Annotated in this window: 16 protein-coding genes; all 16 read left to right on the plus strand. The window is 51.2% G+C overall.

Annotated elements, in window-relative coordinates; genetic code table 11:
- Positions 1-10: 10 nt before the first annotated feature.
- The 16 genes from K7H08_RS08680 (at position 11) to K7H08_RS08755 (ending at position 14,453) form a co-directional block, all read left to right on the plus strand.
- Positions 11-781, plus strand: coding sequence for a transporter substrate-binding domain-containing protein (locus K7H08_RS08680; RefSeq protein ID WP_038479887.1), 771 nt, complete (start codon positions 11-13; stop codon positions 779-781).
- 98 nt (positions 782-879) lie between these two features.
- Positions 880-1,551, plus strand: a complete 672-nt coding sequence (locus K7H08_RS08685; protein ID WP_038479884.1) for an amino acid ABC transporter permease — start codon at positions 880-882, stop codon at positions 1,549-1,551.
- Positions 1,552-1,561: 10 nt separating this feature from the next.
- Positions 1,562-2,320 (plus strand): amino acid ABC transporter ATP-binding protein, encoded by a 759-nt coding sequence (locus tag K7H08_RS08690; RefSeq protein WP_038479881.1) that lies wholly within the window; start codon positions 1,562-1,564, stop codon positions 2,318-2,320.
- 565 nt (positions 2,321-2,885) lie between these two features.
- Positions 2,886-4,790: a tRNA uridine-5-carboxymethylaminomethyl(34) synthesis enzyme MnmG gene (mnmG, locus tag K7H08_RS08695; RefSeq protein ID WP_231657706.1), complete on the plus strand. Its 1,905-nt coding sequence runs from the start codon at positions 2,886-2,888 to the stop codon at positions 4,788-4,790.
- Positions 4,787-5,452: a 16S rRNA (guanine(527)-N(7))-methyltransferase RsmG gene (gene rsmG, locus K7H08_RS08700; RefSeq protein WP_038479877.1), complete on the plus strand. Its 666-nt coding sequence runs from the start codon at positions 4,787-4,789 to the stop codon at positions 5,450-5,452. Before mnmG ends, rsmG begins: the two co-directional genes overlap by 4 nt.
- Positions 5,452-6,219, plus strand: a complete 768-nt coding sequence (locus tag K7H08_RS08705) for a ParA family protein (protein ID WP_095603362.1) — start codon at positions 5,452-5,454, stop codon at positions 6,217-6,219. Before rsmG ends, K7H08_RS08705 begins: the two co-directional genes overlap by 1 nt.
- Before the next feature lie 24 nt (positions 6,220-6,243).
- Entirely contained in the window at positions 6,244-7,176 is a 933-nt protein-coding gene (locus K7H08_RS08710; protein WP_095603363.1) for a ParB/RepB/Spo0J family partition protein, read from the plus strand.
- Positions 7,177-7,473: 297 nt separating this feature from the next.
- Positions 7,474-7,788 carry an ATP synthase subunit I gene (locus K7H08_RS08715; protein ID WP_231657884.1) on the plus strand — a complete coding sequence of 105 codons (315 nt, stop codon included), beginning with the start codon at positions 7,474-7,476 and terminating at the stop codon, positions 7,786-7,788.
- Between the two features lie 12 nt (positions 7,789-7,800).
- Positions 7,801-8,628, plus strand: a complete 828-nt coding sequence (atpB, locus tag K7H08_RS08720) for a F0F1 ATP synthase subunit A (RefSeq protein WP_038479865.1) — start codon at positions 7,801-7,803, stop codon at positions 8,626-8,628.
- An 80-nt stretch (positions 8,629-8,708) separates the two neighbouring features.
- A complete protein-coding gene (atpE, locus tag K7H08_RS08725; protein ID WP_038479860.1) occupies positions 8,709-8,936 on the plus strand; it encodes a F0F1 ATP synthase subunit C in 228 nt (75 codons plus the stop codon).
- Between the two features lie 78 nt (positions 8,937-9,014).
- Positions 9,015-9,485 (plus strand): F0F1 ATP synthase subunit B, encoded by a 471-nt coding sequence (locus tag K7H08_RS08730; RefSeq protein ID WP_038479857.1) that lies wholly within the window; start codon positions 9,015-9,017, stop codon positions 9,483-9,485.
- Between the two features lie 11 nt (positions 9,486-9,496).
- A complete protein-coding gene (locus K7H08_RS08735; protein ID WP_038479854.1) occupies positions 9,497-10,030 on the plus strand; it encodes a F0F1 ATP synthase subunit delta in 534 nt (177 codons plus the stop codon).
- Between the two features lie 16 nt (positions 10,031-10,046).
- A complete protein-coding gene (gene atpA, locus K7H08_RS08740; RefSeq protein WP_038479851.1) occupies positions 10,047-11,591 on the plus strand; it encodes a F0F1 ATP synthase subunit alpha in 1,545 nt (514 codons plus the stop codon).
- A 65-nt stretch (positions 11,592-11,656) separates the two neighbouring features.
- Positions 11,657-12,544, plus strand: coding sequence for a F0F1 ATP synthase subunit gamma (gene atpG / locus K7H08_RS08745; RefSeq protein WP_038479848.1), 888 nt, complete (start codon positions 11,657-11,659; stop codon positions 12,542-12,544).
- Between the two features lie 76 nt (positions 12,545-12,620).
- Positions 12,621-14,000 (plus strand): F0F1 ATP synthase subunit beta, encoded by a 1,380-nt coding sequence (atpD, locus tag K7H08_RS08750; RefSeq protein ID WP_038479845.1) that lies wholly within the window; start codon positions 12,621-12,623, stop codon positions 13,998-14,000.
- Between the two features lie 24 nt (positions 14,001-14,024).
- Complete coding sequence (locus K7H08_RS08755; RefSeq protein WP_038479842.1) at positions 14,025-14,453, plus strand: F0F1 ATP synthase subunit epsilon; 429 nt, start codon at positions 14,025-14,027, stop codon at positions 14,451-14,453.
- The last annotated feature ends 41 nt before the right edge of the window (positions 14,454-14,494 follow it).

A 14,494-nucleotide genomic window follows, 5' to 3' on the forward strand; every position in this document is an offset into this window, starting at 1 on the left:
GGGGAAACGAATGAATTACCTACTAAAAAAATCTGTCATTGCTACCGCCCTTGCACTGGGCTTAGGCAGTACCACTGTCGCGTTTGCACAAACGCCTACTGTCAATGTGGCCACTGACCCAAGCTTTGTACCGTTTGAAATGATGGATCCAGAAACTGGCGAAATGATCGGTTTCGATATGGATATCATCAACGCAGTCGCCGAACGTGCAGGCTTTGAGGTTAACCTCACCACTATGGAATTCTCTGGCATCATTCCCGCCGTCCAAACCGGCAGCCAGGAAATCGCCCTTGCAGGCATCACCATTACAGATGAGCGTGCCGAAGTTGTCGACTTTTCCGCTCCCTACTATGACTCAGGTCTGCAAATTATCGTGCGCGCCGACAACGAAGAGGTCTCTTCGCTTGAGGACCTAGCGGGTCTCACCATTGCCACCAAAATCGGCTCTACCAGCTACGACTTCCTTCAACAGGAGCTCGGTGAAGATGCCGACATTACTCCCTATCCAGGCACCGCCGATATGTACATGGCGCTGTTAGGGCGCAACGTTGATGCCGTGCTGTACGACGCCCCTAACGTTGCCTACTTCTCACAAACCCGTGGCGAAGGCCGTACCAAAGTGGTTGGCCCGCTGTATGAAGGCCAGCAGTACGGTATCGTTTTCCATAAAGGCAGCGAGTGGGTAGAACCTACCAACGAAGCACTTGCTTCCATGCGCGAAGACGGCACCTATGATGAAATCTACACAAAGTGGTTTGGTGAAGCCCCCAGCGCTGAATAACATCGCTGTTCGCTATCACTAACGAGCGCTTTTCATCTCAGGGCCGGGCGGCTATACCCCCGGCCCTGTGTCGTTGTTTATTTTTCTGGAGATAACGCGTGGACGTTAACTTTCAGTTTGATTGGTCGGCCGCTTTTGGGTCGATCCCTTATCTGTTACCAGGTATTCCTTGGACGCTGCTTATATCATTCGGCGGCCTAGCGATCGGCTTCTTTATTGGCATATTCTTTGGTTTATTACGTATTAGCCCAGTGCGCTGGCTGCGCTGGCCAGCAGTTTTATACGTCGAAGTGTTTCGCGGCACGCCCATTTTAGTGCAGGTTCTGTTTATCTTTTATGGCTTACCCCAATTGCTGGGAGGCCCGATCAACGCACTCGTTGCTGGCATTGCCGCGATCGCCATTAATTCAGGGGCTTATATCTCTGAAATTGTACGAGGCGGCGTGCAGTCTATCGAACGTGGCCAGCGAGAAGCATCACTTTCGCTAGGCTTGTCTCGAACTCAATCTTTTCGCTACGTAATTTGGCCCCAAGCTCTACGGCGCATGATTCCTCCACTGGGTAACCAGGGCATCATCAGTATCAAAGATACCTCGCTATTTTCTGTTATCGGGGTCGGTGAATTAGTCCGCCAAGGGCAAATTTATATTGCCACTACCTTTACCGCACTAGAGGTCTATTTCATGGTGGCGCTGATGTACCTTGCCATCACCTGGACTCTCTCTTTGATTCTGCGCCAAATTGAGCGCAGAGGCCTCGCAGGACAATAAGGAACGTGCAATGACCTCTACCCAATCGCCAATTGTGCGTATGCAGCAGCTCAATAAGCATTTTGGCAGCCTGCACGTACTCAATAATGTTGATCTTGAAATTGTGCCTGGTGAAGTCGTCGTTATCATCGGTGCCAGTGGCTCTGGTAAATCAACGCTCATCCGCTGTATCAACGGCTTAGAAGAGTTTCAAGCCGGCTCTCTTGATGTTGATGGCAACCAATTACTGCCCAATGGTAAAAGCAGTAAAGCGCTGCAAACTATCCGTACTGAAGTCGGCATGGTGTTTCAGCAATTCAACCTTTTTCCCCACTTGAGCGTGCGCGACAACGTTACCCTTGCGCCCATGAAAGTGCGGGGATGGAGCCGCCAAGATGCCGAAGAGACCGCTGAACGACTGTTAGAGCGCGTTGGTATTGCCGACCAAGCAGATAAGTACCCAAGCCAGCTCTCGGGTGGGCAGCAGCAGCGTGTGGCATTAGCCCGGGCGTTAGCCATGGAACCCCGCCTGATGCTGTTTGACGAGCCTACATCAGCGCTTGATCCTGAAATGATTGGTGAAGTGCTGGATGCCATGCGTGAACTTGCAAAAGAAGGCATGACCATGGTGATAGTGACCCATGAAATGGGCTTTGCCCGTGAAGTGGCAGATCGCGTTATTTTTATCCATAAAGGCGAAATTGCCGAGCAAGGCCCTCCCGAGCAACTGTTCGATACGCCACAACATGAGCGAACACAATCCTTCCTTGCACGTGTTTTGAAGCATTAATGTCGGAATTAATCTGACTTTTTTGCCCATTTTTGCCCCGTAAAATGGTCTGTCATCGCGACAGGCCATTTTTTTTGCCTGTGGATACTATTTTTTACACGCTGCATCATATCGCGCTACGACGCCTAGCATGAGCGCTAACCAGGTCTTTATAAGATACCAATCGCACTTGTTCACAGGTGCGGTAACAAACTCGGTATGGGTCGGTGGATAACCCGTTGTCTGTCATGCCTGTGTGTAAGTTGCACTTTCATCCACAGGAGTAGCACCGCTTCTGCGCAGGTACTCCTCCGTTTAATCATGCAAAAACTAACAATTTAAGCAACTGAAATATAATGGTTTATTTAGGTTATCAACAGATTTTGTCCACACTAGTAGTTACAACATCAACAGAACTTCTCTTATATATTTTTATTTTGTTATTAATAATAGATTGATGCTTAGCTTGGGGTGTGGAAAAACCTGACGGTTACCCACAGGAGGTTTATACTGGCGGGCTTACTCAATCAGTGAACCAATACTGACTCACATCATCCGTGCCAAACGGCGCAAGACGAGGTGCCTCTTGAACTATCCCGACCGCTTTGACGTGATTGTCATCGGCGGTGGCCATGCGGGAACCGAAGCCGCATTGGCCTCTGCTCGTATGGGTTGTCAAACCCTATTGCTAACCCACAACATCGAAACGCTCGGCCAAATGTCGTGCAATCCAGCGATTGGTGGGATTGGCAAAAGCCACCTGGTAAAAGAAATTGATGCACTCGGTGGTGCAATGGGGCTAGCCACGGACTTAGGCGGCATCCAGTTTCGGGTATTGAACGCTCGTAAAGGTCCAGCCGTTCGAGCAACACGTGCTCAAGCAGACCGAATTCGCTACAAAGCTGCTATTCGGGGAATGCTGGAAAACCAGCCGAACTTAACGATTTTTCAGCAAGCCGCTGGCGATCTGGTTGTGGATAACAACACTGTTAGAGGCGTTGTGACCGAAACAGGCATCCGCTTCCATGCGGAGTCCGTTGTGCTGTCAACCGGTACGTTTTTGGGTGGCGTTATCCACATTGGGTTAGATCAAAGCCGCGGTGGCCGCGCCGGTGACCCGCCTTCCAACGCGCTAGCTGAACGCTTACGCGCACTACCGTTTCGCGTTGATCGGCTAAAAACCGGGACGCCTCCACGAATTGATGCCAAAACCGTTGACTTCACATCGTTGGAAGAACAGCCAGGTGACACCCCAACACCGGTCATGTCATACCTTGGTTCACGGGAGATGCATCCGCAGCAGGTGAGTTGCCACATAGCGCACACCAATGAGCGCACCCATGAAATCATCATGGCGAATCTTGATCGCTCGCCTATGTATTCCGGTGTGATCGAAGGTGTTGGTCCGCGATACTGCCCATCGATTGAAGACAAAGTTCACCGCTTTGCCGACAAATCAAGCCATCAGGTATTTATCGAGCCTGAAGGGTTGGATACCCATGAGCTCTATCCCAACGGAATCTCGACGTCGTTGCCTTTCGATGTTCAGTTACAAGTGGTTCGCTCAATTAAAGGGTTAGAAAACGCTCATATCACACGGCCTGGCTACGCTATCGAGTACGACTTTTTTGATCCCCGGGATTTAAAACACTCCCTGGAAACTAAATTTATCCACAACCTGTTTTTTGCCGGGCAAATTAATGGTACTACCGGCTACGAAGAGGCTGGAGCTCAAGGGTTGCTGGCAGGTTTGAATGCCGCTCGTCGCGCCAAACAGTTAGAGGCGTGGCATCCCCGCCGTGATGAAGCTTATCTCGGTGTGTTGGTGGATGACCTGATTACTATGGGCACCAAAGAGCCCTACCGCATGTTTACCTCGCGTGCGGAATACCGTCTTCTGCTACGCGAAGACAATGCTGATCTACGTTTAACGGAAAAAGGGCGTGAGCTTGGGTTAGTCGATGACAAACGTTGGGCGTTGTTTAGCCAGAAACGCGAAGCCATAGAGCGTGAAACAACACGGTTAGCTACTGTTTGGGTGCAGCCCAATACACCAGCCGCCGCGAAAATTGCTGAAAAAACCGGTAGGCCGCTTCCCCGAGAATACTGTTTAAGTGACTTGTTAAAGCGCCCAGAGCTTAGCTATTCAGATATTACATCGCTGCCTGGCATTGAAAGCGGTGGTGTTGACGATGAAGCGGTTGCCGAGCAAGTACAAATTCAAGCGAAATACCAGGGTTATATCGACCGTCAACAGGATGAGATCGATAAGCTCAAGCGCCATGAAGCAACACCGCTGCCAGCCGAGCTGGATTATCAACGGGTAGAAGGACTATCCAATGAGATCCGCCAAAAGCTTAGTGAAACGCGTCCTGAAACCCTGGCGCAGGCGGCTAGAATTTCAGGCGTGACTCCTGCAGCTGTCTCTATTTTGCTAATACATTTGAAAAAACGTCGCTTAGTCAGTATTACCGAGGTCGTTAACGGATGAGTCAATTAACGCCGTTGATTAACAGCTTGCCTGAAACCGTTGCCCCTCGGTTAGAAGAAGGATTAGCAGCACTAGGAGCCACTGTAACCCCACAACAGCGCGAACAGCTGCTAGGCTTGCTCGCGCTGTTGCACAAGTGGAATCAGGCTTATAACCTCACCGCTGTACGCGATGTTGAAGAGATGGTCTCACGGCACGTGTTGGATAGTGCTGCTGTCGCACCTTATGTTCATGGGCCACAGATACTTGATGTAGGCGCTGGCCCCGGTTTGCCCGGCCTTGTGCTTGCTATCATGAAGCCTGAACTGCAGGTAACGCTACTCGATAGCAATGGCAAAAAAGTTCGCTTTCAACGTCAAGCAGTGATGGAGTTAGCGTTGACCAACGTCACGCCAACTCAAGCGCGTGTCGAGCAATTCAATGGCCAGACGTTTGATCAAGTGATTTCCCGAGCCTTTGCCAGCTTGGTAGACTTTATCTCGCTAACCCGAGCGCTACCGGCAGCTCATGGGCAGTGGCTTGCTATGAAAGGCCCTGGCGCTGATGATGAACTGCGGGAGTTGCCTGACTATGTTGAGCTCCAGGCGCGTCACCTACTGCGTGTACCCTTCGAGACGGCCGAGCGGCAGCTGTTGATTCTGACCCCAAAAGGAGTTGAGTAGTGAGCCAGATCATTGCCCTGACCAACCAAAAAGGCGGTGTGGGCAAGTCCACTTCAGCCGTTAATCTCGCCGCCAGTTTGGCAGCACTTGATCGTCGTATCTTGCTGGTAGACTTAGACCCACAAGGGCATGCCAGCATGGGCAGTGGCATCGACAAGTACGCACTCGAAAAAAGTGTACTTGATGTGTTGCTGGGAGAAACAAGCGCAAGCGATGCCATTGTTCGCGGGCTTCCAGTGAAATACGACGTCCTACCAGGTAATGGCGACTTAACAGCCGCTGAAGTAGAGCTGCTCGATAGTGACCAGCGGCAAAGTCGTTTGTCGTTAGCACTGCAGACGGTGGCAGATGACTATGATGTCGTCCTCATTGACTGCCCGCCGTCGCTGAATATGCTTACCGTGAATGCGTTGACAGCCGCCAATGGTGTGCTTATTCCCTTGCAGTGCGAATTCTACGCATTGGAAGGGCTATCAGCGCTGCTGGATACTGTTGAGCAGATTAAACAGAGCGTTAATCCTGATCTAGCCGTTTCTGGCATTCTGCGTACTATGTACGATAAGCGCACCAGTTTGACGCGTGAAGTTGACAAACAGCTGAGAGATTTTTTTGGCGATGCGCTGTTAAAAACAACCATTCCGCGCAATGTAAAGGTTGCCGAAGCACCAAGCCATGGCTTGCCTGTTACTCAATACGCACGTTTTTCGCGGGGTAGCCAGGCTTATCGTGTGCTTGCAAAAGAGATGATTCGGCGGCTATCGCTGTAACGTAAAAAGTACGAGGGGAAGCGAATGACGCGTAAACGCGCGCTAGGACGTGGCCTGGATGCCCTGATTGGTGCGGGCGCCCGTCGTCGTGACAGTTTAGATCTTACCGGTGGCGTGACGCTGGATAGTGCAGACACGTCACTGTTGCCTGCAGCACCAACGGAAGAAGCGGCGGCTGAACGGCTAGAACGGTTACCTCTTGGCCAACTTACCCGTGGTAAATATCAGCCGCGTCGGGATATTCAGCCAGAAGCATTGGAAGAGCTTGCCGATTCCATTCGTGCACAAGGGGTAATGCAACCTATTGTGGTTCGCCCAGTGGGTGAAAACCGCTATGAAATTATCGCGGGTGAACGCCGCTGGCGTGCTGCTCAGTTGGCTGAATTAGATGTTATCCCCGCCGTTATCCGCGATGTCAGTGATGAAGTAGCACTTGCACTGGCGCTGATTGAAAATATCCAGCGCGAAAACCTTAATGCCATTGAAGAAGCACTTGCCTTAAAGCGCCTTGGCGATGAGTTTGAACTTACCCAGCAGCAAATTGCTGATGCAGTTGGTAAATCACGCACTCAAGTCGCCAATTTATTGCGCTTGTTAGCGTTAGACCCTGAGGTGCAAACGCTGCTGGAACGTGGCGATTTAGATATGGGGCATGCGCGAGCCCTGCTATCGCTTACCAGTACCCAGCAACGCCAAATTGCCCATGAAGTGGTCAATAATGATTTGACCGTTCGTGACACAGAAGCGTTGGTTAAAAAAGTCCAAGCTAACCAGACGCCTGCCCAGACACCGCCGCGTACTGCTAAAACACCGGATGTTGCACGACTTGAAACACATCTGGGGGAATTACTTGGCGCGCCCGTCTCTATTGATCACGGGCAAAAAGGTAAGGGGAAAGTTACAATTCGTTATACCAGTCTTGAAGAGCTCGATGGGATTCTAGCGCATATTAAATAGCAGGCTTACTAAATAGACGCTTATTTTAACCCTTTGGTCGCAAGTCGACACTGAATCGCGCGAAATCGGCGCAACTTCGGTTGAAGGTATGATAGCGCTTCCCTATAATCGCGCAAGATTTGTGCAGGTGACTGATGATTTATTGAGCAACAAGTTGTAAGCGTGACTCATTTATTGTGCTGGGGAATCATGTGCTGAAGATCTATCTGAAGAACTATGCAGCGACTTGAGACCCAACGACGAAAAGCTTACTTCTTCAGGCTGACAGCAATTCAGCTGCTAATGACGCTTGTCGGTATGCTATTGGCTTTCCCTGTTGCTCATATGGCAGGCGTATTGTCGGTAGTTACAGGAGCATTAGTGGCGCTGTTGCCGCACATTTTTTTTATACAGCGAATGGGAATTTTTCGAACAAGGCATCGCGCTCCGCGCGCAATGGACCTATTTCGCGCCGAAGCAGGCAAGTTTGGTTTGACGGTGGCACTTTTTTCATTGGTGTTCGTTGTAGTGCCCCCCTCAAACCCCGCTTTCTTTTTTTGCGCTTACGTTGCGATTGTTCTGACGCATTGGTTAGCACCATGGCTAATGCTAGGGAATCGCACAACTAATTGAGGTGACATGTCTATGGCCGCAGGAAACGAAGTCTCAACGACTTACTATATCCAGCACCACTTGCAGAACCTAACCTTTGGCAAGCATCCAGAAAATGGTTGGTCGCTGGCACATTCGGCAGAAGAAGCGAGTGAGATGGGCTTTTGGGCTATCCATCTGGATACCATGGGCTGGTCCATTGCGATGGGCTTGTTGTTTATCTGGCTTTTCCGTAAAGCTGGTAAAATGGCAACCACTGGCGTGCCAGGCGGACTGCAAAATGCCGTAGAGATGGTGTTTGAATTTGTTGAAGATATGATCAAAGGGGCTTTTAAAGGGCATAACCCGATTATTGCGCCGCTTGCATTAACGTTGTTCGTGTGGATTCTGTTCATGAACACGCTGAAAATTATCCCGGTCGACTATTTCCCAGTGTTGTTCAGTAAACTGGGCGTCGATTACATGAAGATTGTGCCGACTACTGATGTTAATGCCACATTGGGGTTAGCACTGGGTGTTTTCGGTCTGATTCTTTACTACAGCTTCAAGGTGAAAGGCGTTGGTGGCTTTGCCAAAGAGCTTTCATTGACACCTTTCAACCATTGGGCCTTGATTCCTTTCAATTTGCTGCTTGAAATCGTTGCCCTACTTGTTAAACCGTTCAGTTTGGCGATGCGTCTTTTCGGTAACATGTTTGCCGGTGAAGTTATTTTTATCTTGATTGCTATGCTGCCGTTCTGGGCGATCTGGGTACTCGACGTGCCGTGGGCGATTTTCCACATCTTGATTGTCGTTCTTCAGGCATTCATTTTTACCGTATTGTCAGTAGTGTATTTAAGCGCTGCGCACGAGCATCACTAAGACGTGCTGCTTGTTAGAAATTAACCCTTAACATCAACCCTCAACCTTGACCTTTAACTTGAAAAACTAGGAGCATTACCATGGAACTAATCTACATTGCTGCCTCCATCATGATCGGCTTAGGCGCTCTGGGCACCGGTATCGGTTTCGCTATCCTCGGTGGCAAATTGATCGAATCTACGGCTCGTCAGCCGGAGCTTGGTGACCAACTTCAAACCAAAACCTTCCTAATGGCTGGTCTGCTGGATGCTGTACCGATGATCGGTGTTGGTATCGCGATGTACCTGATCTTCGTTGTTGCCGGTTAATGACAGCTTAGCCGGGCGGCAGTCCCGCTCGGTTTTGTTTCACTCCGGTCGCCACGAACTTGTCAGAGGTACATCCCTGTGAATATCAACATGACGCTTATCGGGCAGACGATCGCCTTCGCGATCTTTGTCTGGTTTTGCATAAAGTATGTGTGGCCTCCGATCAGCAACGCGCTTCACGAGCGTCAAAAGAAAATTGCTGATGGCTTAGACGCAGCCAGCCGTGCTACTCGCGATCTTGAGCTTGCTCAAGAACGTGCAGAGCAAACACTGCGTGAAAGCAAGGAGCAGGCTTCTCAAATCCTCGAGCAAGCCAATAAGCGCTCTGCCCAAATGGTTGAAGAAGCACGCGAACAGGCCCGCGCCGAAGGCGAACGCCTCATGGTTAGTGCACGTTCTGAAATTGAGCAAGAAGTTAATCGTGCAAAAGACGAGCTTCGTGCCCAAGTTTCTCATCTTGCCATTATTGGTGCCGAGCGTGTGCTAGAAGCTTCGGTCGACGAGAAAGCACATCGCAAGTTACTTGATGAGCTTGCTGCTGAACTGTAAGGAGGTGACCCATGGCGGAATTACTTACCGTCGCTCGTCCTTACGCTAAGGCGGCGTTTGAATACGCGCGTGATCATAAGGCGCTTGATAGCTGGACCCAAGCGCTTGGTTTTTTAAGCGCTGCGGTAGCTAACAGCGATCTACGTCGTCTGTTGGGTAGTCCAAAACTTGAAAACGACAAAAAGGTAGCGCTGCTTTCGGATATGTTGCCCGAAAAGCAGGAAGACCTGTCGCGGTTTTTGGATACCCTGGCTGACCAAGGTCGTTTGTTAGCACTGCCCTTCATTGCTGAACAGTTCGAGTACTTACGTGCCGAATATGAACAGCGTGTTGATGTGACGGTTACGTCAGCTTATAAGCTGACTGCCGCACAGCAGACCAAGCTAGCGAACGCGCTTAAGAAACGTCTGAATCGCGAAATCTCCATTACTACTCAAGTGGACAAGACGCTTATTGGTGGTGTCATCCTACGTGCTGGCGATACCGTTATTGACGGTTCGGTACGTGGTCGATTGAACCGCCTTTCCGAAGCGCTGACCGCTTGAGTCTGAGGGACATGGCATGCAGCAACTGAATCCTTCCGAGATCAGCGACATCATCAAGCAGCGAATTGAGAAGCTTGACGTCGCATCCGAAGCCCGTAATCAGGGCACCATCGTCAGCGTTTCCGACGGTATCGTGAAAATTCACGGCCTCGAAGACGCGATGTTTGGTGAAATGATTGAATTCCCTAACAGCATTTTTGGCATGGTACTGAACCTGGAGCGTGACTCCGTTGGTGCCGTTGTCTTGGGTGACTACCTGCAACTTCAAGAAGGCATGACCGCTCAGTGTACGGGTCGTATCCTAGAAGTGCCGGTAGGCCCTGAGCTGGTAGGTCGTGTGGTCGATGCGTTGGGTAATGCCATCGACGGCAAAGGTGATATCAACGCCAAAATGACTGATGCGGTAGAAAAAGTAGCGCCTGGCGTTATTACCCGTCAGTCCGTTGACGAGCCGATCCAAACAGGTTTGAAGTCTATTGATGCTATGGTGCCAATCGGTCGTGGTCAGCGTGAGCTGATCATCGGTGACCGTCAGATTGGTAAATCTGCCATTGCTATCGATGCGATCATCAACCAGAAAGGCAAAGGCGTTACTTGTGTTTACGTGGCGATTGGTCAGAAGCAGTCGACCATTGCTAACGTGGTACGCAAGTTAGAAGAACACGGCGCTCTGGAACACACCATCGTTGTGGCTGCTGGCGCTGCTGATCCGGCACCGATGCAGTTCTTGGCCGCTTATTCTGGTTGCACCATGGGTGAGTACTTCCGTGACCGTGGTGAAGACGCACTGATCGTTTATGACGATCTTTCCAAGCAGGCTGTGGCTTACCGTCAGGTATCACTACTGCTGCGTCGTCCGCCTGGTCGTGAAGCCTATCCTGGTGACGTTTTCTATCTCCACTCACGTCTGCTAGAGCGCGCTGCGCGCGTTAATGCTGATTACGTTGAGAAGTTTACTAACGGTGAAGTAAAAGGCAAAACCGGTTCTTTGACCGCACTGCCGATTATCGAAACCCAAGGTGGAGACGTTTCTGCGTTCGTTCCGACCAACGTTATCTCGATCACCGATGGTCAGATTTTCTTGGAAACCAACCTGTTTAACTCCGGTATTCGTCCGGCGATTAACGCAGGTCTATCGGTTTCTCGTGTTGGTGGTGCTGCGCAGACCAAAATTATCAAGAAGCTGGGTGGCGGTGTTCGTCTGGCCTTGGCTCAGTACCGTGAGCTAGCGGCGTTCTCGCAGTTTGCTTCTGATCTTGATGAAGCGACCCGTAAGCAGCTTGAGCATGGTCAACGCGTTACCGAACTGATGAAGCAAAAGCAGTACTCGCCGATGTCAGTGGCGGAAATGGCGCTGTCTCTGTACGCCGCTAACGAAGGTCACCTGGATGATGTGAGCGTCGATAAAGTGCTGGACTTCGAACGTGCTCTGCACGATTACATGAAGTCTGAGCACAACGATCTGCTCGATAAGATCAACCAGACCGGCGACTACAACGGCGAGATTCAGGACGGCTTGAAGTCAGGTCTCGAGAAGTTCAAGGCGACTCAGAGCTGGTAATGTCCGGCCCGCCTGCGGGCGGGCTTGCATGCTTTCTGAGAGCCACGAACGAAGGGTAGATCGCTATGGCAGCTGCAAAAGAGATACGCACCCAGATCGGGAGCATTAAAAATACGCAGAAGATTACCAGCGCCATGGAAATGGTAGCTGCATCTAAAATGCGTAAAGCACAAGATCTGATGAAGGCTGGCCAGCCGTATGCCAAGCAGATTCGTAATGTGGTAGGCCACATTGCTGACGCAAACCCCGAATACAAGCACGACTACATGGTCGAGCGGAGTGAGGTGAAGCGCGTTGGTTATATTGTGGTATCTACTGACCGCGGTCTGTGTGGTGGCTTAAACGTCAACCTGTTTAAGGCAGTGGTGAAAGATGCCGTTGTCTGGAAACAGCAAGACGCTGAGCTAGACTTCTGCGCCCTCGGCTCTAAAGCCGGCGCCTTTTTCCGCAACTATGGAGGCAACCTGGTTGCTGCCAAGAGCGGATTGGGAGAATCGCCGTCTGTCGAAGGACTGATCGGTAGTATAAAGGTCATGTTAGAAGCGTACGACGCAGGACGTATTGACCGCTTGTTTGTGGTGTATAACGAATTTGTTAACACTATGACGCAGCGGCCCGTCGTACGTCAGCTTCTTCCGTTGTCGTCCGATATGGGCGAAGACGCGAAGCATGACGAAGAAAACGCCCGTCCCGGAAGCTGGGACTACCTGTATGAACCGGATGCCAAGGCGTTGCTAGACAGCCTGTTGGTTCGATTCATCGAATCACAGGTGTATCAGGCGGTAGTCGAAAACGGTGCGTGCGAACAGGCCGCCCGAATGATCGCTATGAAGAGTGCCACTGATAACGCGGGCAACCTGATCGACGATCTGGAGATGGTATACAACAAGGCCCGTCAGGCCGCCATCACCCAGGAAATTTCCGAGATCGTCGGCGGCGCTTCTGCCGTATAACGCCTAGGGGGCTAGCTATCGCAAAGGTAGCTCCCGGCAGACAGGTTTCATTTGCAGGTTTTTGAGAGGAACCAAGATGAGCGGACGTATCGTACAAATCATCGGCGCGGTGATTGACGTAGAGTTTCCGCGGGACTCTGTGCCCAAGGTCTACGACGCGCTGAAGGTCTCTAATGCTGAGACCATCCTCGAAGTCCAGCAACAGCTGGGCGACGGCGTGGTGCGCACCATTGCCATGGGCTCTACTGAGGGCTTGAAACGTGGCTTGGACGTGACCAACACAGGTACCGCGATTTCCGTACCCGTTGGTAAGGAAACGCTAGGTCGCATCATGAACGTGCTCGGTGAGCCGATTGATGAAGCTGGCCCGATTGGCGAGCAAGAACGCATGCCAATCCACCGTAAAGCACCAAGCTACGCTGACCAAGCAGCTTCCAATGAGCTGTTGGAAACCGGTATCAAGGTTATCGACCTCGTTTGCCCGTTCGCTAAGGGCGGTAAAGTTGGTCTATTCGGCGGTGCGGGTGTTGGTAAAACCGTTAACATGATGGAGCTTATCCGCAACATCGCCACCGAACACAGCGGCTACTCTGTATTCGCCGGTGTAGGTGAGCGTACGCGTGAGGGTAACGACTTCTATCACGAAATGACTGAATCCAACGTTATCGACAAGGTATCGCTGGTTTATGGTCAGATGAATGAGCCGCCCGGCAACCGTTTGCGTGTTGCGTTGACCGGTCTAACCATCGCTGAGAAATTCCGCGATGAAGGCCGCGACGTTCTGCTGTTCGTCGATAACATCTATCGCTACACCCTGGCTGGTACTGAAGTATCTGCACTGCTGGGTCGTATGCCATCTGCGGTAGGTTATCAGCCGACGCTGGCTGAAGAGATGGGCGTTCTGCAAGAGCGCATCACCTCTACTAAAACGGGCTCTATCACGTCTGTACAGGCCGTTTACGTACCTGCGGATGACTTGACTGACCCATCGCCGGCGACGACCTTCTCGCACTTGGACGCCACCGTTGTATTGGCACGTTCAATTGCAGAGCTTGGTATTTATCCTGCGATTGACCCGCTGGACTCTACGTCGCGTCAGCTAGATCCGCTGGTCGTTGGTGAAGAGCACTACAATGTAGCACGTGGTGTACAGAACGTTCTGCAGCGTTACAAAGAGCTGAAGGATATCATCGCGATTTTGGGTATGGACGAATTATCTGATGAAGATAAGTTGGCTGTATCTCGTGCGCGTAAAATCCAGCGCTTCCTGTCGCAGCCGTTCTTCGTCGCTGAGGTATTCACTGGTTCGCCCGGTAAGTATGTTTCTTTAAAAGATACAATTCGTGGCTTCCAGGGCATCCTCGCGGGCGAGTACGACAACCTGCCGGAACAGGCCTTCTACATGGTCGGCTCCATCGACGAAGCTGTCGAAAAAGCCAACCAGATGAAGAAGTAATCCCGTCCATTAGGGGGATTCGCTATGGCGAATAGCTTCACTTGCAATATCGTCAGCGCTGAAGATTCCATCTTCTCAGGTACTGTCGAGATGGTGGTAGCTGCAGGGATTATGGGTGACCTCGGCATTTTGCCGGGGCACACCCCGCTGCTGACCGAGCTTCAACCGGGCCCGGTTCGCGTGATCCACGATGGTGGCAAGGAAGAGAACTTCTTTGTCTCTGGTGGCTTCATGGAAGTACAGCCGACCATTGTTACGATCCTGGCAGATGCAGCGACGCGTGCTAGTGACCTCGACGAGGCCGCTGCTGAAGAAGCGCGTCAGCAGGCGTTGAAAGCCTTTAATGAAAAGTCATCGGAGCTGGATTATACCCGTGCTGCCGCTGAACTTGCCGAAGCCGTTGCACAGCTGCGAACGATTCAGCAGCTGCGCAAAAAGGCGGGTAAAGGCTAAGACACGCGCTAGCGTGCATAAAGCGCTCCTTGAACCCGAGA

The sequence above is a fragment of the Halomonas sp. IOP_6 genome, assembly GCF_021151565.1.
Classification (GTDB): Bacteria; Pseudomonadota; Gammaproteobacteria; order Pseudomonadales; family Halomonadaceae; genus Vreelandella; species Vreelandella alkaliphila.